Raw genomic sequence first — 20,564 nt, forward strand, 5'->3', positions numbered from 1 at the left:
TCTGGGTCGGGGTTCCATCGCGCTACCCGAGATCGGGGGTCCCACTCCACTGGTCTACCCGTGTTCGGGGTGACCGGCTCCGGAAACCGAGGGGATCGGCAGCGGCGGCGGGGTACCGCCGAACTCCGGGCACAGGGCCTGGTGCTCGCACCACCCGCACAGTTTGCTGCGCCTGGGCTCCCAGGTCCCCGACCGTCCGGCCGCCTCGATCCGCGCCCAGATGTCCCCGATCTCCGCCTCTGCGGCGGCGAGCTCCTCCTCGGTGGGGTCGTACCAGCGCACCGAGCCGTCGCCCAGGTAGACGAGCTGGAGGCGGGCCGGCACCACACCCAGGTCGCGCCAGATCATCACCGCGTAGAAGAAGATCTGGAACTTGGCCTTGTCCTCGAAGCGCGGGTGCGGTGACTTGCCGGTCTTGTAGTCCACCACACGCATCTGCCCGTCGGGCGCCACGTCCAGCCGGTCGACGTAGCCGCGCAGCCGCAGACCGGTGGGCAGCGAGACCTCCAGGCGCATCTCGCGGTCCCGGGGCTCCAGACGCTCGGGGTCCTCCAGATCGAAGTAGCGCCGCACCAGGGCCCGGGCCGACTCCAACCACTCCGCCAGCCCCTCGTCGCCGGGGAAGAGGTGTTCGGCGACCTCGGGCTTGCCCTCCCGGATCCGGGCCCACTGGGGTTCCACCAGGCTCACCGCGGTGCGCGGGGTCCGGGTGTCGGCGGGCAGCTCGTACAGGCGCTCCAGACACGCGTGCACCAGGGTCCCCCGCAGGGCCGCGGCGCTGGGCGCCTCGGGGAGGCGGTCGATGGTGCGGAACCGGAACAGCAACGGGCACTGGAGGAAGTCCGAGGCCCGGGAGGGCGAGAGGGCGGTCGGAAGGTGCGCGGTGGTCATGCCCCGAGCCTATGAGAGGAGCGCACCCGCCCGGAGCGGTTCGAGGGCGACGGGTACCGGGCGGTACGGCTCAGCCCCCACCTGCCGGGGACTCCGGTGGGACAGGCCCTAGTGTGGAGCCGTGAGCAGAGGCAGTGACCAGTCCCGACCCCGTCCCGACGAGCGTGAACGGAAGAGCCCCGGGTTACTGTTGGGCCGCCCCTTCGGAGTCCCGGTCTACGTCACCGCGTCGTGGTGGATCGTCGCCGCACTGATCACCCTCGTCTACGGCGGGATCGTCGAGGCGCGCCTGGCCCTGGGCCCCTCCGCCTACCTCCTGGCGTTCGTCTTCGCGGTCCTGCTCTACGCCTCCGTGCTCGTGCACGAACTGGCGCACTCGCTGGTGGCCCGCTGGTACGGACTGCCGGTGCGCCGCATCGTCCTGTACGTGCTGGGCGGGGTCTCGGAGATCGACCGGGAGGCACCCACCCCGGGCCGGGAGTTCTGGATCGCATTCTCCGGCCCGCTGCTGTCGCTGGTCCTGGCGGCGGTGGCGTTCGTGCTCGCGCACTTCGCCGACCCGTTCAGCGTTCCCGGTGAACTGCTCTTCCAGCTGTGGATCGCCAACCTCCTCGTCGGCGTGTTCAACCTGCTTCCGGGGCTGCCGCTGGACGGTGGCCGCCTGCTGCGCGCCGGGGTGTGGAAGGTGACCGGGCGCCCGCACACCGGCAGCGTGGTCGCGGCCTGGGGCGGCCGCGTGCTCGCCCTCGGCGTGGCGGCGCTGCCGTTCCTCTTCGCCTGGAGCGCGGGCAGCACCCCGGGCCCGTGGGCGATCGTGTGGGGACTGGTCCTGGCCGGGTTCATGTGGATGGGAGCCTCCGAGGCGCTCAACAACGCGCGCGTCCGCGCCCGGGTACCCGGGCTGAGGGCACGCTCGCTGACCCGCCGCGCGGTGACCGTCCCGGCCGACACGCCGCTGGCCCAGGCCGACCTGCGGGCCGAGGAGGCGGGGGCGGAGACGGTCGTGGTCACCGACAGCGCCGGTACGCCCGTCTCCGTGGTGCACCCCGCGGCTGCCGAGGCGATCACCGACGCACGCCGGGCCTGGGTCCCGGTGTCGGACGTGGCGCGGGCGCTGACGGAACACTCGACGGTCTCCGCGGACCTTGAGGGCGAGGAGCTGCTGACGGAGCTCACCCGGTTCCCGCTGCCCGAGTACCTGGTGCGGGAGGACGACGGCGCGGTGCTGGGCGTGCTGCGCGCGTCCGACGTCAACGCGGTGATGACCGGACGGGCCGTGGGAGGTCGGTGACACGCGGGCCGCAGGGGCGCGCCGGGGCCGGGCGTCGTTCGCCAGGACCGGGACCGGGATCAGCGGCGGGCCCCCTCGGGCCACAGGACACTGACGGGGCGGCCGATCCGTTGCGCGTAGGCCACCACGTCGGCCGTGCCGCCGGGGCCGCGGGCGGGCTCCCCGTCCCAGACCGCGACCAGCTGGTCGCACCGCTCGACCAGGAGGCGTCCCGCCGCCATGTGGGCGCGGGGGTCGGACTCGTCATGGGGTAGGGCGTGGACCAGGACGGCCTGCCCCAGGAGGCGGTCGTACACGGGGTGGTGCTCGTCCGGCAGCGCCTCCCGGTAGCCGGTCGCGGGGACGATCGCCTCCAGCGGGGCGCCCGTGGCCACGACCGCCTCGGCGAAGACGACATCGGCGCCGTCCGCGAGGCAGGAAAGGCCCACCATCTCGCATCCGTACGGTTCCAGGTGAGTCTTGACCAGATCGGCGACGGCGCCGCTGACGTCAGGGGTCAGGTTGCGGTGTCCGGTGATCCCGATACGAATCACATGCCCTCCCTGCTGCTCGCTTCGCCGACTTTCTACCCACTGATCGGGATACCGGTAACCAGAGAGGAAAGCCTGTCGTCGAGGTCCTCGACGCAGTGCGCCCGGGGCCCCCGATAGCGTCTGCGGAAGGAGCGGACCCGGCCCACCACGCGTTCGGAGTCGAAGCGCACCCCGGTGGTCAGCGCCTCCTGGGCGAGCCGGAAGGCCTCGTCCACGTCACCGGCCTCGGCGTGGGCGGAGGCCAGCTCCACCTTGAGCAGCGCCGACTGCTTGACGTTGCGAGGCGCCGGGGCCACGGCCTCGGCGAAGGCGGCGCGGGCGTCGTGCGGGCTGCGCAGCCGGACCCCCACCAGTGCGCGGTAGCCGGCGACCTTGGCCTGGTCGAAGGCGAACACCCACGGCCAGGGCGGTTGGGCGTTGTCCGGGCTGTCCACCTCGCGCTCGGCGCGTCGGATCGACCGGGCGGCGGAGACGTGGTCGCCCAGCCCCGCGTGGGCGAGCGCCCCGACGCAGGCCAGCCAGGCCCGGGCGGTGGGGTGGGCGGCGGGGCCCAGCACGTGTTCGGCCTCCCGGACCAGTCCGAGGCCGAGCTCGGGGTCCTCCGCGACGTCGATCTCGAAGGCGGCCAGGGAACCGAGCATGTAGACGTCCAGCAGACGCATCCCGGCCTGGCGGGCGCGGACCACGGCGGTCCGGTAGTGCATGCGCGCCGAACCCATGTCGCCCAGGTCGGCGCTGAGCCAGGCGGCGAACCCCGAGGCCTCGCTGGCGGCCGCGCTGAGCTCGGTGTGGAAGGTGGTCCCGCGCGCGTTGCCGAGCATCTGTTCGGCCAGATGGACGTGCGCGACGGCGCCGGGCAGCAGGTGCCGTGCCGGGGAGGTGGCGTCCATACGGCGCTGGCCGCCGGTGATGGAGCGCAGCGCGGGGGCGGTGGTCTCGTTGATGCCGTGGTACCCCTCGTACCCGCCCGGGGGACGTCCGCCGGTGATGCCGGAGGGGGCCATGGTGACGCTCCGTGCCGGATCCCGGCGTCTGGAGGGGTTGCGCCCCGTACCCGGCGGCTCCTCCCGCTCTCCCAGACCGAGCCCCCGAGTCCCCACGTCGTCCGGTTCCCTCGCGCCGTCCAGCGCCTCGGATCCGCGCACGGCGCCCGAGGTCCCTGCGCTCCCCGCCCCGCCGAAGCGCAGCAGGTGGAGGGGGATGTCCAGGCGCCGGGCGAGGTCGTGGACCTGGCTGACGGTGAGGGACTGCTGGCCGTTGACGACACGGGAGACCCAGCTCTGCGAGTAGGTCAGGGCCTGCGCCAGCTCGCCCTGGGACCACCCTCGCGCCGAGCGCACGCCCTCGATGACCGTCGGCATGTCACAGGTGGCCAGGGCGGCGGCCATCCGCGGGCGGGTCCACAGGTCCTGGGGCAGTTCACCGTCTCGTTGGGGCATGCAGCTTAGATTAGGGATTCCGTGAGCGCTTGGTGGCTATGTGTGAAAAAGAAAGTGTGATGCGTGATCCGCATACGGGTGCCAGTCCCGGCTCAGAGTGCGGCAAAGTTGGTGTGGTCGTTGGTTCGGCGTACGACGTGTCGCGCCGGACCCGGGAGGAAGGCAGGGAAGCGCACGTGACCGTTGAGACACCACCGGCGGGGAGTCCGAGCCTGGCCGGGAGTGGACGGGAGCATCGTGGTACCCCGCCCATGGGCGTGTTCGGCGCGCACACCCCGGTCGATCCGGTGTACCGGGTGGAGCTGGCCACCCTCGCCCTGCGCGGCCTGGCCGCCGAACTGCGGGCGCGCGGGGTCGAGGCCCGTGAGGACGGGGTGTTCGGCGTGGTCGACGCCGGACCGGCCACGCGGCCGCAGCGCGCCCTCCTGCGCCCCCACCGGGGTGACCTCTGGTGGTGGATGCGCTGGCCCTGCCAGGACGGCCTCCCCTCTGAGCTGCGCGGGGTTCCGCTCACCCCGGTGACCCGTACCTCCGACGCGGCCCGAAGGATCGTCGGCGCCCTCACCACCACGGCGGAGGGCGGCTGACGGACACGTCCGGATGCACGGCAGCGGCCGCCGCATCCGGACCCCAGAGCGGGCTGTGCACGCGCACGGTCCCGGGTGTCGGAACGGTGTCCTGGGTGTGCCCGTGCCCCAGTCTCCCTCTGCGCGGGCCCCGGCCCCCTTCGACACCCGAAGCGGGAACGCCCCGCTGGTCACGCCTCCCGGCCGGTGCTCCCGGCGGGGGCGGTTGTGTCCACCCCTGAGGGGCCCGGCCTCTGCCCCGGGGCGGGGCCCCTCACCCCCTGATGGTCCGCCGCGGAGGACCCCTAGACCTCCGCGGCGGACAGGGCCGCCCCGACGATCCCGGCCGTGTTGCGCAGTTCCGCGGGCACGATCGGTGTGCGGATGTGCAGGTGGTGGAGGAACTTGTCGGCCTTGCGGCTCACCCCGCCGCCGACGACGATCAGGTCCGGCCACACCAGGTCCTCGATGGTCCGGTAGTAGCGCTGGAGGCGGTGCTTGGCCCAGTCGTGGTAGGAGAGCCCCTCCCGCTCCTTGGCGCCGGAGGAGGCGCGCGACTCCGCGTCGTGGCCGTCGATCTCCAGGTGGCCGAACTCGGTGTTGGGGACCAGGCGGCCGTTCACGACCAGCGCGGTGCCGATCCCGGTGCCCAGGGTGGTGAGCAGGACGGTGCCGCTCACCTCCCGGGCGGCGCCGTAGCGGTTCTCCGCCAGGGCGGCGGCGTCGGCGTCGTTGAGCACTCGCACGGGGCGGCCCGCGGCCTCGGCGAACAGGGCGCTGGCGTCGGTGTCGACCCAGCTCTTGTCCAGGTTCGCGGAGGTACGCACCACCCCGCCCTGGACCACCCCGGGAAAGGTGACGCCCAGGGGAGCTCCCTCGGTCTCGGGAAAGTGCGCGGCGATCTCGCCGACGATCCCGGCCACCGTGGCGGGGTCCGCGTGCTCGGGGGTGAGGATCTTCAGGCGGTCCCGCAGGAACTCGCCGGAGACAAGGTCGACCGGTGCGCCCTTGATCCCGCTGCCACCGATGTCGATTCCCAGGCCCGTGGTCTGCTGTGACATGGGTCGTGTCTCCCGAGGTCCTCGTGTTCCGGATGGGCGTGGTGCGTGACCACACGCCTGATACTGCCCAACGGGCGGGCTTTTCGCACGCCCGCCCGACCCGGTCCGTGGGCCCCGACCGTTCGTCGTGGTGCTCGGGGGCCGATACGCTGGGCGACTGCCCAGACCAAACGCGACGTGGGAAGACGAGAGCGACGTTGACCGGTATCCATGGCCGCCGCGGCCCCTTCACCGACGGCGACACCGTGCAGTTGACCGACCCGAAGGGTCGCATGCACACCATCACACTGCGCGAGGGTGGGACCTTCCACTCGCACAAGGGCAAGGTCGAACACGACGACCTCATCGGTGAGCCCGACGGCAGCGTGGTGCGTTCCAACACCGGCACGGCCTACGTGGCGCTGCGCCCCCTGCTCATCGACTACACGCTCTCCATGAAGCGCGGCGCGACCATCGTCTATCCCAAGGACGCCGCCCAGGTCATGGTCGAGGCCGACATCTTCCCGGGCGCCCGGGTGGTGGAGGCGGGCGCCGGTTCCGGCGCGATGTCCAACTGGCTGCTGCGCGCGGTCGGGGAACAGGGCATGGTCCACTCCTACGAGCGCCGCGAGGACTTCGCGAAGATCGCTCGCAAGAACGTCGAGAACTTCTACGGGGGACCGCACCCGGCGTGGAAGCTCACCGTGGGCGACCTGGTCGAGGAGCTCGACGAGACCGACGTGGACCGGGTCTTCCTGGACATGCTCGCGCCCTGGGAGTGCCTGGACGCTGTCGCCGGGGCGCTGATCCCCGGCGGGCTGGTGTGCTGCTACGTGGCCACGACCACCCAGCTGTCCCGCGTGGTGGAGGAGCTGCGGGCGGACGACCGCTTCTACGAGCCGCGCTCCTGGGAGACCATGCTGCGCACCTGGCACGTGGAGGGTCTGGCCGTGCGTCCGGACCACCGGATGATCGGGCACACCGGCTTCCTCGTGGTCGCGCGCCGTCTGGCCGACGGTGTGGAGGCCCCCGAGCGCCGCCGCCGTCCCGCCAAGGGCGCCTACGGCAAGGACTACGAGGCCGCCAAGGCGGCCGCCGACGCCGGTGCGAGGGCGGCCGCGCCCGCGACCGCCCCGACGGCGGACGCCGAGCCCGGCAAGGTGACCGAGGGCGGCAAGGTGAACGAGCCCGGCGAGGCGACCGAGGGCGGCGAGTAGGGACCGCGCCGCACCCGAGTGTGGAGGGGCCCGTCCGGAGACGATCCGGGCGGGCCCCTTCCGCGTGTTCGAGCGCGTCCGGAAAGGGCGGCGCCCTGTCGCCCGAGGTGGTCGCGACCCCTGGAAGGTGCTTGCCCCGACCCCGCCTCGGAGGTTACTTTCTCATTACGTCGGGCCCTTCGCTACCACTGTGACCTGGACGGACGCAAGATCCCCACATGAGGTCCGCGACACTCGTGCGGGGTTACAGGTTAGGAAACGGGCATGGGTAGGTAGGTTCCCGAGTAGTTCCTACAGGGAGGTGGCGGACGTGGCCGAACGTGAGGACGAGCGTCAGGGCGATCGGGACCGTGAAGTCGCTGAGCTCACGGCCCAGGTGGCCTACATGGAGAAGGAACTCGGCGTGGTCCGGCGTAAGCTCGCCGACTCACCCCGACATGTTCGTCTGCTGGAGGAGCGGCTGCGAGAGGCCCAGGCCAGTCTCGCGGGCGCCAACGGGCAGAACGAACGGCTCGTCTCCACGTTGAAGGAGGCGCGCGAACAGATCGTCGCGCTCAAGGAGGAGGTCGACCGGCTCTCTCAGCCGCCGTCGGGCTTCGGCGTCTACCTCGGCTCGCGCGAGGACGACACCGTCGAGATCTTCACCAACGGCCGCAAGATGCGGGTGAACGTCAGTCCCTCCGTGGACCTGGACCACCTGCGTCCCGGCCAGGAGGTCATGCTCAACGAGGCGTTCAACGTCGTCGAGGTGGAGTCGTTCGAGACGGTCGGCGAGGTCGTCATGCTCAAGGAGCTCCTTGAGGACGGCGAGCGCGCGCTGGTCATCTCGCACCACGACGACGAGAAGATCGTCCGCCTGGCGGAACCGCTGCGCGACGAGCCGATCCGGCCGGGCGACTCCCTGCTGCTGGAGCCCCGTTCCGGCTACGTGTACGAGCGCATTCCCAAGTCGGAGGTCGAGGAGCTCATCCTCGAGGAGGTCCCCGACATCTCCTACACCGACATCGGCGGCCTCACCGGTCAGATCGAGATGATCCGCGACGCGGTCGAGCTGCCCTTCCTCCACAAGGACCTCTTCCGCGAGCACCAGCTCACCCCGCCCAAGGGTGTCCTGCTCTACGGTCCGCCCGGCTGCGGAAAGACGCTCATCGCCAAGGCGGTCGCCAACTCGCTGGCCAAGCGGGTCGCCGAGCGCACCGGCAAGGACGTCGGCAAGAGCTTCTTCCTGAACATCAAGGGCCCGGAGCTGCTCAACAAGTACGTGGGTGAGACCGAGCGGCACATCCGCCTGGTCTTCCAGCGCGCACGGGAGAAGGCCTCCGAGGGCACCCCCGTCATCGTCTTCTTCGACGAGATGGACTCGATCTTCCGCGTCCGCGGCTCGGGTGTGTCCTCCGATGTGGAGAACACCATCGTCCCGCAGATGCTCAGCGAGATCGACGGCGTGGAGGGGCTGGAGAACGTCATCGTCATCGGCGCCTCCAACCGGGAGGACATGATCGACCCGGCGATCCTGCGGCCCGGCCGCCTGGACGTCAAGATCAAGGTCGAGCGCCCCGACGCCGAGGGAGCCCGGGACATCTTCGGCAAGTACGTGACCGAGGACCTCCCTCTGCACGAGGACGACCTGGTCGAACACGGTGGTTCGACCCGGGCCACGGTGGACGCCATGATCCAGCGGGTCGTGGAGCGGATGTACACCGAGGGCGAGGAGAACCGCTTCCTGGAGGTCACCTACGCCAACGGTGACAAGGAGGTCCTGTACTTCAAGGACTTCAACTCCGGCGCGATGATCGAGAACATCGTCTCGCGCGCCAAGAAGATGGCTATCAAGGACTACATCGACCAGCAGTCCAAGGGGCTGCGCGTCTCCCACCTGCTCCAGGCCTGCGTCGACGAGTTCAGCGAGAACGAGGACCTGCCCAACACCACCAACCCGGACGACTGGGCGCGGATCTCGGGCAAGAAGGGCGAGAGGATCGTCTACATCCGGACTCTCGTGACCGGGAAGAAGGGGGCCGACTCCGGTCGGTCCATCGACACCGTCGCCAACACCGGCCAGTACCTGTAGCAAATCGTTCGGAGCGGGGCCCGCGCACGATTCGGCGGGTCCCGCTCCGCCGTTGGTGGGGGATTGCCGGACACAATGGGGGAGTGGCCCGGGAACCTCCGATCCGGATCCGGTTTGATTTTTCGAGAAGCCGGGAGAAACCGCCTGAACTGCGATGACACGCCCGTCGAAGCCCGGTGGAAACGCCCGGGAAGACGGCGCTTAGGCCACAATTGGCGCGGAAGCGTTCAAGACAGGTCCGTGGCGGATAACCTCTCATCATGAGTGTGCGGCGGATTATGGGTATCGAGACCGAATACGGGATCTCCGTGCCGGGAAACCCCGGAGCCAACGCGATGGTCACCTCCACACAGGTGGTCAACGCCTACCTGGCCGCCTCGGCGGCACGGGCCAGGAGGGCACGCTGGGACTTCGAGGAGGAGAACCCGCTGCGCGACGCCCGCGGGTTCGACCTGGCGCGCGAGGTCGCCGACCCCACCCAGCTGACCGACGAGGACCTGGGGCTGGCCAACGTCATCCTCACCAACGGCGCGCGCCTTTACGTGGACCACGCGCACCCCGAGTACTCGGCGCCGGAGGTCACCAACCCCCTCGACGCGGTGCTGTGGGACAAGGCGGGCGAGCGGGTGATGGCCGACGCGGCCGCCCGAGCCGGGGCCACCCCGGGGATCGAGCCGATCCAGCTGTACAAGAACAACACCGACAACAAGGGCGCCTCGTACGGGTGCCACGAGAACTACCTGATGAACCGGTCGACGCCCTTCGGCGACATCGTCCGGCACCTGATCCCGTTCTTCGTCTCGCGGCAGGTGATCTGCGGCGCGGGCAAGGTCGGGATCGGCTCCGACGGCCAGGGCAGCGGTTTCCAGATCTCCCAGCGGGCGGACTTCTTCGAGGTCGAGGTGGGCCTGGAGACCACCCTGAAGCGTCCCATCATCAATACGCGGGACGAACCGCACGCCGACCCGGACCAGTACCGGCGCCTGCACGTCATCATCGGTGACGCCAACATGAGCGAGGTCTCCACCTACCTCAAGCTGGGGACCACCGCGCTGGTGCTGTCGATGATCGAGGACGGCTTCCTCAGCGCGGACCTGTCCCTGGAGACTCCGGTGGCGGACCTGCGGGAGGTCTCCCACGACCCGGGGCTGACCCACCGGGTCCGGCTGCGGGACGGGCGCCGGATGACCGCGCTGGAGCTCCAGGGTGAGTACCTGGACCAGGCGCGCAAGTACGTGGAGGACCGCTTCGGCACCGACGTGGACCCCGACACCGCAGACGTCCTCGACCGCTGGGAGTCGGTCCTGTCGCGGTTGGCCTCCGACCCGATGGACCTGGCCACCGAGCTGGACTGGGTCGCCAAGCTCAAGGTGCTGGAGGGGTACCGGTCCCGTGACGGGCTGGAGTGGTCCCACCCCAGGCTTCAGCTCGTCGACCTCCAGTACTCCGACGTGCGCGGGGACAAGGGCATCTACAACCGCCTGGCCGCGCGGGGACGGATGCGGCGCCTCGTGGAGGAGACCGAGGTGGCCCGGGCCGTCACCGAACCGCCGGAGGACACCCGCGCCTACTTCCGGGGCCGGTGCCTGGCGAAGTACGCCGACGAGGTGGCCGCCGCCTCCTGGGACTCGGTCATCTTCGACCTGCCGGGCTACGACTCCCTCCAGCGCGTGCCCACCCTCGAGCCGCGCAGGGGAACCAAGGAGCACGTGGGCGGGCTCCTGGACGCCTCCGCCACCGCCGCCGAGCTGGTGGCCGTCCTCGCGGGCAACCGCAGGAAGTGATCGCGGCGCGGTGCCCCGGCTGCCCCTCCGGCGCCGGGCACCGCGCCCCGGCGTGACGGCGTCGGAGGCACCGCACCCGTCGTGCGGGCGCCCGGTCCGTCAGTCGTGCCAGGTACCGTCCGCGCAGCGCATCGGTCGCAGGCTCAGCGCCGTCCACAGCTCCAGCCGCGTACGGGGGTCGCGCAGGTCGCGGCCGAGCACTCGCTCGGCTGTGCGTAGCCTGGCCCGCAGCGTGTTGCGGTGCACTCCGAGCTCCCGGGCCGTCTCCTCCACATGGGCACTGCTGTCCAGGTAGTGGCGCAGGGCGTGCGCCAGTTCCGTCCCGTTGCGCGCGTCATGCTCCACGACGGGTCCCAGCACCGCCTCGGTGAACGCCCTCGACCCGCTCTCGGGAACGGACGACCGCAACAGCGCCCAGGCGTCGGCCTCGTCCATGTGCCGGTACCCCTCGGCCGGGACGGCCCCGCGAGCCCGGGCCACCGCAGAGGCGAGTTCGCCCGGCCCCCGCGCACGGCACGCCCCCGCCGCGGACACGCCCTCGACCAGGGAGAGCAACCGTTCACCCGCGTGCGGACGGCCGGTGTCGGGAAGCACCGCCACCAGCACCTCACCGAGGTGGCACAGCCCGCTCGACCTGGCCGCCTCAGTGTCACCCAGCACGTCGACCAGGGCGTCGGCCGCGTCGTCCAGCGAACGCGGCTCGGAGGTACGCAGGCAGACGACCTCCCACGGTGGGGAGGGCAGCGTCAGCGGTACCCCCACCGTCTGCCCCAGCGCTGCCGCGCGCAGCAGCGGAGCGCGTTCGCCGAACATCGCCCGCCGAGCGTCGCGTGAGTGCAGCAGGTCCACGGCCAGCAGTGACGCGGCGTGGTTGGCCAGCACCCGGACGTTGGGCGAGGGATCGTCGCAGCGCAGCGCCACCCATCCGAGGGTGCGCCCGCTGGTGCCGAGTGTCTGGAGGAGGATCGACGACCCGTCGTCGGCCAGGACCCGCATGCCCGGGGTGGGGGCCGCCCCCACCACCTCGGAGCGCACCAGCGAGTGCCAGCCCGGTTCGCGCTCGGGGACCGCCCGACTCGTCATCGCGTTGCGGTCGAGCAGCAGGCACTCACCTGAGGTGGCCGACGCCAGTTCGCGCATCACCCCGGCCGGGCCCGAGCGCAGGGCCGCCCGCGCCATGGCGTCCTGGGCCGCCAGGACACGGCCCTGTTCACGGGTGCGTTCGGCGGCGTAGTGGTCGGCGACGGTCTCCACCACGGCGACGAACGACGTCTCGCCCTCGACCCGCAGGACCGGGAAGCCCAGCCGGTCGCCCTCGTCCAGGACCTCGGAGGGGATCTCGCTCAGCCAGATGTCGATGGCGAACGCCAGGCCCGCGCACCCGGCTCCGTGGAGGCGCCGCAAGTAGGCGCGGTGCCCCGCGGCGTCACCGCCCAGACCGAGCCCGGCCGTCAGCACGAGTTCACCGCCGCGGAGCCAGCGCACCGGGTCGGGCAGCTCCGTCACGTGCGCCCACCGCACCACGCGGTCCAGCCCGGCGAGCCCGGCCGAGGCGCTGACCTCCAGGTGCGGTGACGCGGTGATGTCGCGAACGGTGATGGCCACGGGCAGCCTCCCGCCTTCCCTCCTGCTGTGCGACCTGCACTTTTGTCACGTTACAACCTGTGCGAACCAACCCGACGTCGGTGGCCGGGGGGTGTCTACGGTCACAACAACACACCGGATCACATCGGTCGTGGTCGCCGACGACCACGCCAAGCGCCATCGGAGTTCCCATGTCAGAGCGGACCGCCCCCACGTCACCGCACCCCGCACGTGCGGCTGTGGCGGCCTTCGTCGGCACCACCATCGAGTGGTTCGACTTCTACATCTACGCGACCGCGGCCAGCCTGGTCTTCGCGACCCTGTTCTTCCCGGCCGACATCGACCCCATGGTCGGGTTGATGGCGTCCTTCGCCACCTTCTCGGTGGGCTTCTTCGCCCGCCCGCTGGGCGGCCTCCTGTTCGGCCACTACGGTGACCGGCTCGGCCGCAAGTCGGCGCTGGTCATCACCCTGCTGATGATGGGCGTGGCCACGTTCAGCGTGGGCCTGCTGCCCACCTACGAACAGGTCGGGTTCCTCGCCCCGCTGCTGCTGGTGGTGCTGCGGTTCGTGCAGGGCATCGCCGTGGGTGGTGAATGGGGCGGCGCGGTGCTCATGGCCGTGGAGCACGCCCCGGAGAACCGTAAGACCTTCTACGGTGCCTTCGCCCAGCTCGGCAACCCGGCGGGGGCGCTGCTGGCAACCGGCTCCTTCGGCCTCATCGCCGCCTGGGACACCGAGATCCTCTACGACTGGGGATGGCGCCTGCCCTTCCTCGCCTCGGTCCTGCTCGTGGTCGTCGGCATGGTCATCCGCTTCAAGGTGGAGGAGTCCCCGGTCTTCGACGCCGTGCAGGACGACCAGCCCCGGGGCCTCCCGCTCGGCTACGCCCTGCGCACCTCCTGGCGCACCCTCCTGCTTGGCGTGGGTGTCCTGCCGGTGGCTGTGGGCGGCTACTACATCGTCACCACGTTCCTCCAGGCCTACGGGGTCACCGAGGTCGGGATCAGCGAACAGGTCATCCTCACGGGTCTGAGCATCGCGGCCTTCGTGGAGCTGGTGGTCACCCTCGGGGTCTCCTGGCTGGGGGACCGCTACGGCACCGTCCGGGTCGTCACCATCGGCCTGGTGGGCGTGGGCGTGCTGGCCCTGCCGCAGTTCCTGATCCTGGAGACCGGCAGCACGCTGCTCATCGTCCTCATGCTCTGCGTGATGCGCGTCGCCATGGCCACCGTCTACGGTCCCATCGCCCGCGTGCTCGCCCAGATGTACCCGCCCCAGGCCCGCTACACCAGCATCTCGATCGCCTACCAGACGGCGGGCGCGATCTTCGGCGGTCTGGCCCCGCTGGCCTGCACCGCCCTGTTCGCCGCCACCGGGAGCATCCTCTCCGTGGTCGGGCTCCTGATCGGCATGGTGGTGCTGAGCGTGGTCTGCCTGGCCCACGCGCCCCGCTACCAGGACTCGGACCTGCTCACCTCGGCCTGACCCGTCCCCCCGCTCCCCAACCGCCCCGGTACCGCCGTCCCGCGGGACGGCGGTACCACCCACTCCTGAGGAGGATCGACCCGTGACCGGTCTGCTCATCCACAACGCCCGCGTCCTGACGATGGACGACACCAACCCGACCGCGCCCGCCGTGGCCGTACGTGAGGGCCGGGTCCGTCTGGTCGGCGGCGTCGAGGCTGCCCGGGCCGCGGCCGGACCCGGAGCCGTGGAAGTGGACGCGGGCGGACGGACCGTCCTGCCCGGCTTCATCGACCCGCACAACCACCTGCTCTCCACCGCCGAGTCCCTGGCGGCGGTGGACGCGCGCTACCCCCGGGTGGGCAGCGCCGCCGACCTGGTCGCCGCGATCGCGGCCGAGGCCGAGCGCACTCCGGCGGGCCAGTGGATCCGCGCGTTCTCCATGGACGACGCCAAGTATCCGGGCGGTCGGCCCACCCGTCGCCACCTGGACGAGGCCACCACGGAGCACCCGGTCATCGTCTACCACGTCTCCGGCCACCAGGCCGTGGTGAACTCCGCCGCGCTGGCCTGGAGCGGGATCGGCGAGGACGTGCCCGACCCGGCCGGCGGCTCCTTCGTCCGCGACGAGGGCGGACGGCTGACCGGGATGGTCACGGACGCGGCGATGGAACTCCTGCTGCCGCTGGCCGTGGACATCGGCTGCCACGGACCCAACTTCCACACGGCGCTGCCCACCGAGCACCTGCTCGGCTGGCTGTCCGACGCGGCCGAGCCGTACCTGTCGGCGGGTGTGACCACGGTGTGCGACCCGCAGGTCTCCGCCCGCGAGCTGCGGGTGTACCGGGCAGCGCGCGCCGCCGGAACCCTGCCGCTGCGCACCTTCGGCATGCCGCTCTCGCACCAGCTCGACTCCCTCACCCACGCCGGCCTCGCGAGCCCGTTCGGTGACGACTGGCTCCGACTGACCGGGATGAAGTTCTACTCGGACGGCACCCTCCTGGGCGGGACCGCGAAGTTCAGCGTTCCCTACGGTGAGCACGGCCAGTTCCCCGGGAGCCTCTACCACCACCCCGACCAGCTGGTGGACCTGGTGACCAGGGCCGCCAAGGAGGGGTGGCAGGTCGCGATCCACACGCAGGGCGACGCCGCGATGGAGCACACCCTGGACGCCATCGCCTCGGCTGCGCGGGTGTCGGGCCCGGACCCGCGCCCCCGGATCGAGCACTGCGGCTACCCGACGGTGGAGCAGGCCAAGCGCTTCACCGACCACGGGGTCATCCCGGTCAACCAGCCCAACTTCCTGTACGACAGCGGCGGCGACTTCCTGCGCCGCTTGGGGGACCGCGCGCACCGGCTCCAGCCCATGCGCGAGGAGATCGACCTGGGACTGCGCCCGGTGCTGTCCAGCGACTCCTTCGTCTCCAGCCTGCGTCCGATGGACACCGTGGCCAACGCGGTGTGCCGCACCACCCGGGAGGGGGCCGACATCGGTCGGGAGCAGGGCGTCACCCTGTACGAGGCGCTGCGCGCCCACACCCTGGACGCCGCGCACGCGCTGGGGGTCGAGGACCGTCTGGGCGCGCTGCGCCCGGGCTACCTCGCCGACCTGGTCGTCCTCGACGCGGACGTGGAGTCCCTGCCGCAGGACCGGCTGCGCGAGGTGAACGCCTGGCTGACGGTCCTGGACGGCGAGGTTGTCCACCGGGCGGCCTGAGGGGAGGGGGATCGGAGCCGGTCACGGGTGGGGCCGTGGCCGGTGACCGGTTCCCCGGAGCGGACGCGAGCGTCCCCGCCCGCTGCACGCGGACGGGGACGCCTGGTTTCTCAGGTCAGCGGACCGGTGGTCCGCCGGCAACGGGGATCAGGTGCGCAGACGGACGCCCCAGGAGTTCACCATGGGGGTGACCTCCTGGTAGAAGGTGGTCCCGCCGGTGCGGCAGTTGCCGGAGCCGCCGGAGGTGACGCCCTGGGCCTGGTTGCCGGAGATGTAGGAGCCGCCGGAGTCGCCGGGCTCGGCGCACACGGTGGTCCGCGTCATGTTGGTGACGGTGCCCTCGGGGTAGCTCACCGACTGGCCGCGGGCCTGGATGGTGCCGCAGTGCCAACCGGTGGTGGAGCCGGAGCGGCAGACGGAGGAGCCGATGGGCGCCTGGTTGTGACCGGCGACGGTGGCGTAGCCGCCGGTGTTGTAGCGGCTGACCAGGTTGGTCAGCGTGAAGTTGGACGTTCCGCGGACGAAGGCGGCGTCGTTGCCCGGGAAGATGGACTGCTCGAAGACGCCCCGGCCGTTGCCGATGGTCACCTGGGTGCCCACGCGGCCACAGTGACCGGCGGTGACGAACCCGGGCTGACCGGCGGCGTTGGTGGCCGCGAAGCCGACCGAACAGCGGCCGCCCATGGTGTAGGCCAGACCGCCGATGATGTCGGCGTACAGCTCGGGCTGCTCGGTGGTGGTCACCTCGACCGCCGAGGCGTCCACGCCGGCGTCGGCGAGCAGGCCGCCCACGTCGGCGCCGGAACCCTCCAGGACCTCCAGCACGACGGTGTCACCCGCGACGTCCGGGTACCAGCCGACCACGCCGGGAACGGCGTCGGCGGCGTTGAGCTCCTCGACGATCTCGTCGAGGCCCGTGATGCCGTAGGAGACCAGTTCGGTCCCGGCGCCGGTGGCCTCCACCGCCTCGACCGCGGCGGAGTCGGTGACCAGGACGGTCAGTTCCAGGGTCTCGGTGTCGAAGACGGAGCCGCCGTAGGCGTCCCCGGCGGCCGCGGCCGCGGCCTCGTCGACCTCGAAGGCGGTGTCCTGGGCGGCCAGCAGTTCATCGGCCTCAAGCGGGGTCAGGCCGAGGTCGCGCTGGAGCGCCTCCTGCATGGAGACGGCGTCGGCCTCCGGGGTGGGTGACTGGGGGAGTGGTCCGGTGGCCGCGAAGGCTCCCGGGGCGGCGGACAGCACCAGGCCGAAGGCCAGGGCTCCCGTTCCGATGGCGGAGACAACGGGGGAGGGTCGCATGAGGTCCCTACTCTCCAGGGGGGATTAACGGGGGATCGGGGTCGAAATCACTTCGACCCCTGTCGTTCACCGAGACATTCGGTAAACAACGCCTAACCATAGGTGCACGTTTTGGTGAGGGAAAGACCGTCAGAACGGTGAAGCATTCAGAACGCGGTGGGGTCAACCGATGATCGGTCACGAGGTCGTCGCAGAACGTGGCGACGCGAGTGGCCACCTCGCGGTTGTCGGAGTCGATGCGCTACCGACCGAATCCGGCCTCGCGTCGCAAGGGGGGCATTCTGGCCACATGCGGACAGCGGTACCGGGTGCCAACCGTGTCCACTCGGACACACAGGCGTAACAGCAGTGGTCACGGCTTCGCTCGCGGCCTCCCGATCGTGCGCACAGCGCCCCCTTGTTCGACGGGCGGCGGTCTCGTGCGCCTCAGACGGGCGACCGGGCGTGACCACGCGCAAGAGGGTGTAGAGGTCCGTGAACGGCAAACGCCCCCGCCCGCCGAACGGCGGACGAGGGCGCGGTCGCGCGGGAACCACTCGGTTCCCGAACGGGCCTAGCTGGTGACGAGGCTGAGGTTCCAGGTGCTCAGCGCCGGGCCGACCTCCTGGTAGTACGTGGTACCACCGGAGGAGCAGTTGCCGGAGCCGCCCGAGGTCATGCCCTGGGCCTGGTCGTCGGCGATGAACGAACCGCCGGAGTCGCCGGGCTCGGCGCACACGTCGGTACGGGTCATGTCGGTGACGGTGCCCTCCGGGTAGCTCACCGACTGCCCGCGGGCCTCGATGGACCCGCAGTGCCAGCCCGTGGTGGAGCCGGAACGGCAGACGGCCGCGCCGACCGGGGCCTGGCTGGAGCCGCCGACGGACTGGGTGCCACCCGAGCTGTACATGTTGACCAGGTTGGTGACGGTCCAGTTGGACGTCGAACTGACGAAGGCCGCGTCGTTGCCCGGGAAGATGGACTCCTCGAACACACCGGAGCCGCTGCCGTCCTCGCTGTCGGCGGAGGTGCCGACCGTGCCGCAGTGGCCGGCCGTCACGAATCCGTCGTTGCCGGAACTGTCGGTGACCGCGAATCCGACCGAGCAGCGCCCGCCGCCCATGTAGTAGGCGTCACCGCCGACGATGTCGGCGTACAGCTGCGGCGCCTCGTCGGTCTGCTCCACCTGGACGGCGGAGGAGTCCACGCCCGCGGCCTCGACGAAGCTCTGGGCCTCGGAGGTGTCGGTGGCCTCGATGACGACGGTGTCGCCGGCGAGGTCCGGGTACCAGCCGACGACACCCGGCTGGGCGCCGGCTGCGTCGAGCTCGTCCATGATCTCCGCCAGGCCCTCGGTGCCGTACGAGACCAGTTCGGTCCCGGCGCCGGTGGCCTCGACGTCCGACACGGCTCCGGCGTCCGTGAGCAGGACGGTCAGTTCCAGGGTGTCGGTGTCGAACACGGAGCCCGCGTAGGCGTCACCGGCGGCCTTGGCCGCCGCCGTGTCGATCCCGAGAGCGTCATTCTGGGCTTCGAGCAGGTCTTCGGCCTCGAACGGGGTGAGGCCGAAGTCCCTCTCAAGCGCTTCCTGCATGGTGGCCGCCTCGCCCTGGGGCGCGGGCTCGGTGGGTGCGGTGACGGCGGAGGCGCCGGGCGCGACCGAGAGCGCGAGCCCGAAGGCCAGTGCTCCCGTGCCGATCGCGGAGATGACGGGGGAGGGTCGCATTGATCCCTACTCTCCTTGGGGAATTGACGGGGGTCGGGGCTCGGCCACACCTGAGGGCGAGACCGGTCCCCGGGGTGAGTCCTTCGGGCGAGCCGGAGAACTCATTCGTCTACCGAGACGCTCGGTAAACGAATCCAAACCATAAGTGAACATCTTGGGCAGCGAAAGCCCATGAAATGGATAATTCACTCAGCTGACAAGAGGATCATCCGATCATTGGACTCAATAGGGGCATCACTCTGCGTCGCGTGGTGTCTGACCTCCTGTTTTGATGACTGGCTGTACGTGGATCACAAACCCGCCAGTAGAACAAGGGGAGTTGAGTGGCCGGATGCGGACACTGGAACCGGGTGCCATCCGTGATGGCGGCGCTACGTAGACGTACACAGCATGGTCAGGGCATCGCGGAGGGTGAAGATCATGTTCGACAAGTGAACATGTGTGCGCATGTCGTCATTGAGGTGGGAGCGAGGGTGCGACGTAGTGTCACGGGCGCGGTCCGGGCCGCGCTGGCGCCTCCCGACGAGGACACGCCCGGAGCGGAGTCGATCCTCGTGCCCGCGCCGCGCGCGCCCCGGCCGGACGATTCGAGGTAACTAGCGAGTATCGGGCCTGTGGAAGACGGTTGAGGAGGGGACCGTTGGGCCAAGATAAGGGCGAGGGCCCCGAACGGGAGGTAACGACAGATGGCGAATGACAACGGCGGCCAGAAGCACTCCTCGCGGCGTGACGAGGAGGTCGAGGAGACCGAGGCAGCGCCCGAGGCGCAGGAGCGCGACGAACAGCTGGACGAGGACGTCGACGACATCCTCGACGAGATCGACGACGTGCTGGAGAGCAACGCCGAGGACTTCGTGCGCCAGTTCGTACAGAAGGGCGGTCAGTGACCAACCGGTTCGCTGACAGCGCACCCGGCCGTCACCGGCCCCGGGGCGCACGGGACTAGGGTCGATCCCATCGGCCGGTACCACCCCCGGCCACCACGGGAACGACAGACAGACGGACGACAGGCGCCCCACCCGCCCCCGTGACGGGGTGGGGCGCGAGCGGAGGGAGTCGCGTGTTCGAAGGCTTCGAGGGCGGACGGATGTCGGCCGCTTTCATGAGTGCGGGGACCTCGTCCTTCACCGAGTTTCTCCGGGAGGTCAAGCCCGAGCTGCTGCCCGCCCACCACACCGGATCGGCCGGCGCCCCCGGCACGGCCGAGCACCTCACCCCGGACGCGACGACCATCGTCGCGCTCACCTTCCCCGGCGGTGTCCTGCTCGCCGGCGACCGGCGCGCCACCCAGGGCAACGTCATCGCCAACCGGGACATGGACAAGCTGTTCCGGACGGACGAGTTCTCCGCGGTGGCCATCGCCGGTTCGGCGGGGATCGGCATCGAGCTCGCCAAGCTCTACCAGGTGGAGCTCGAACATTACGAGAAGCTTGAGGGGCGCTCCCTCTCGCTCGAGGGCAAGGCGAACAAGCTGGCGCAGATGGTGCGCGGCAACCTCGGCATGGCCATGCAGGGCTTCGTCGTGGTCCCCCTCCTGGTCGGGTTCGACGAGAACACCGAACAGGGGCGGGTGTTCAGCTACGACGCCGTGGGCGGCCGCTACGAGGAACAGCGCTACTACTCGGTCGGATCCGGGTCGGTCTACGCCAAGGGCTCCATCAAGAAGCTCTACCGGGACGACCTGGACCAGACCACGGCGATCAGGGTCGCGCTCGAGGCGCTCTACGACGCCGCGGACGACGACTCCGCCACCGGCGGCCCCGACCTGCACCGCAGGATCTTCCCCCTCGTCGACGTCATCACCGAGGACGGGCACCGGAGGATCGGCGCGGACGAGGTCGCCCGCCTGGCGACGGAGGTCGTCGAAGGACGAGCCGCCGACCCCGACGGTCCGAAGGCCCGCCTGAGCTGAGGCCACCCGGGCCTCCACCCCAGACCTCTCCCGACTAGGTAAGGAACGATCC

16 protein-coding genes are annotated in these 20,564 nt (G+C 70.8%); 9 read left to right on the forward strand and 7 right to left on the reverse strand.

Annotated elements, in window-relative coordinates:
• Window positions 1–54: 54 nt before the first annotated feature.
• The gene (locus tag ADX84_RS01935) at window positions 55–891 is read right to left on the reverse strand and encodes a RecB family exonuclease (protein WP_049566387.1); all 837 of its coding nucleotides are present in this window, start codon (window positions 889–891) and stop codon (window positions 55–57) included.
• A gap of 121 nt (window positions 892–1,012) precedes the next feature.
• Here ADX84_RS01935 and ADX84_RS01940 point away from each other — a divergent pair, with 121 nt between their 5' ends.
• Window positions 1,013–2,182, forward strand: a complete 1,170-nt coding sequence (locus ADX84_RS01940; RefSeq protein WP_049566390.1) for a site-2 protease family protein — start codon at window positions 1,013–1,015, stop codon at window positions 2,180–2,182.
• 59 nt (window positions 2,183–2,241) lie between these two features.
• Here ADX84_RS01940 and ADX84_RS01945 read toward each other — a convergent pair whose 3' ends face one another.
• On the reverse strand, window positions 2,242–2,715 hold the full coding sequence (locus tag ADX84_RS01945; RefSeq protein WP_049566392.1) for a hypothetical protein: 474 nt from the start codon (window positions 2,713–2,715) through the stop codon (window positions 2,242–2,244).
• Window positions 2,716–2,747: 32 nt separating this feature from the next.
• A complete protein-coding gene (locus ADX84_RS01950; RefSeq protein ID WP_082206255.1) occupies window positions 2,748–4,103 on the reverse strand; it encodes a helix-turn-helix transcriptional regulator in 1,356 nt (451 codons plus the stop codon).
• Window positions 4,104–4,405: 302 nt separating this feature from the next.
• Here ADX84_RS01950 and ADX84_RS25895 point away from each other — a divergent pair, with 302 nt between their 5' ends.
• On the forward strand, window positions 4,406–4,741 hold the full coding sequence (locus tag ADX84_RS25895; protein WP_199776449.1) for a hypothetical protein: 336 nt from the start codon (window positions 4,406–4,408) through the stop codon (window positions 4,739–4,741).
• A 284-nt stretch (window positions 4,742–5,025) separates the two neighbouring features.
• Here ADX84_RS25895 and ppgK read toward each other — a convergent pair whose 3' ends face one another.
• On the reverse strand, window positions 5,026–5,781 hold the full coding sequence (gene ppgK / locus ADX84_RS01960; protein ID WP_049566400.1) for a polyphosphate--glucose phosphotransferase: 756 nt from the start codon (window positions 5,779–5,781) through the stop codon (window positions 5,026–5,028).
• A gap of 197 nt (window positions 5,782–5,978) precedes the next feature.
• Here ppgK and ADX84_RS01965 point away from each other — a divergent pair, with 197 nt between their 5' ends.
• The 3 genes from ADX84_RS01965 to dop all read left to right on the forward strand — a co-directional run bounded on the left by ADX84_RS01965 (window position 5,979) and on the right by dop (window position 10,832).
• A complete protein-coding gene (locus tag ADX84_RS01965) occupies window positions 5,979–6,977 on the forward strand; it encodes a tRNA (adenine-N1)-methyltransferase (protein ID WP_082206248.1) in 999 nt (332 codons plus the stop codon).
• A 301-nt stretch (window positions 6,978–7,278) separates the two neighbouring features.
• The gene (arc, locus tag ADX84_RS01970) at window positions 7,279–9,048 is read left to right on the forward strand and encodes a proteasome ATPase (RefSeq protein WP_082206249.1); all 1,770 of its coding nucleotides are present in this window, start codon (window positions 7,279–7,281) and stop codon (window positions 9,046–9,048) included.
• Between the two features lie 260 nt (window positions 9,049–9,308).
• Window positions 9,309–10,832 carry a depupylase/deamidase Dop gene (gene dop / locus ADX84_RS01975; protein WP_049566404.1) on the forward strand — a complete coding sequence of 508 codons (1,524 nt, stop codon included), beginning with the start codon at window positions 9,309–9,311 and terminating at the stop codon, window positions 10,830–10,832.
• Window positions 10,833–10,931: 99 nt separating this feature from the next.
• On the opposite strand, the gene ADX84_RS01980 is transcribed toward dop, so the two are convergent.
• Window positions 10,932–12,437 carry a PucR family transcriptional regulator gene (locus ADX84_RS01980; RefSeq protein WP_049566408.1) on the reverse strand — a complete coding sequence of 502 codons (1,506 nt, stop codon included), beginning with the start codon at window positions 12,435–12,437 and terminating at the stop codon, window positions 10,932–10,934.
• Window positions 12,438–12,607: 170 nt separating this feature from the next.
• On the opposite strand from ADX84_RS01980, the gene ADX84_RS01985 reads away from it, so the two are divergent.
• Together ADX84_RS01985 and ADX84_RS01990 are read left to right on the forward strand one after the other, a co-directional pair.
• Window positions 12,608–13,903, forward strand: coding sequence for an MFS transporter (locus ADX84_RS01985; RefSeq protein ID WP_049566411.1), 1,296 nt, complete (start codon window positions 12,608–12,610; stop codon window positions 13,901–13,903).
• 82 nt (window positions 13,904–13,985) lie between these two features.
• Window positions 13,986–15,599 carry an amidohydrolase gene (locus ADX84_RS01990; protein WP_049566414.1) on the forward strand — a complete coding sequence of 538 codons (1,614 nt, stop codon included), beginning with the start codon at window positions 13,986–13,988 and terminating at the stop codon, window positions 15,597–15,599.
• Window positions 15,600–15,746: 147 nt separating this feature from the next.
• On the opposite strand, the gene ADX84_RS01995 is transcribed toward ADX84_RS01990, so the two are convergent.
• Both ADX84_RS01995 and ADX84_RS02000 read right to left on the reverse strand, forming a co-directional pair.
• Window positions 15,747–16,895 (reverse strand): S1 family peptidase, encoded by a 1,149-nt coding sequence (locus tag ADX84_RS01995; protein WP_049566419.1) that lies wholly within the window; start codon window positions 16,893–16,895, stop codon window positions 15,747–15,749.
• A 553-nt stretch (window positions 16,896–17,448) separates the two neighbouring features.
• On the reverse strand, window positions 17,449–18,600 hold the full coding sequence (locus ADX84_RS02000) for a S1 family peptidase (protein WP_049566429.1): 1,152 nt from the start codon (window positions 18,598–18,600) through the stop codon (window positions 17,449–17,451).
• Between the two features lie 686 nt (window positions 18,601–19,286).
• Between ADX84_RS02000 and ADX84_RS02005 the strand changes: the two genes are divergently transcribed.
• On the forward strand, window positions 19,287–19,487 hold the full coding sequence (locus ADX84_RS02005) for a ubiquitin-like protein Pup (protein ID WP_017544817.1): 201 nt from the start codon (window positions 19,287–19,289) through the stop codon (window positions 19,485–19,487).
• Window positions 19,488–19,660: 173 nt separating this feature from the next.
• Complete coding sequence (prcB, locus tag ADX84_RS02010) at window positions 19,661–20,512, forward strand: proteasome subunit beta (protein WP_049566432.1); 852 nt, start codon at window positions 19,661–19,663, stop codon at window positions 20,510–20,512.
• Window positions 20,513–20,564: the final 52 nt, after the last annotated feature.

The organism is Nocardiopsis sp. SBT366 (assembly GCF_001083815.1).
Lineage (GTDB): Bacteria > Actinomycetota > Actinomycetes > Streptosporangiales > Streptosporangiaceae > Nocardiopsis > Nocardiopsis prasina.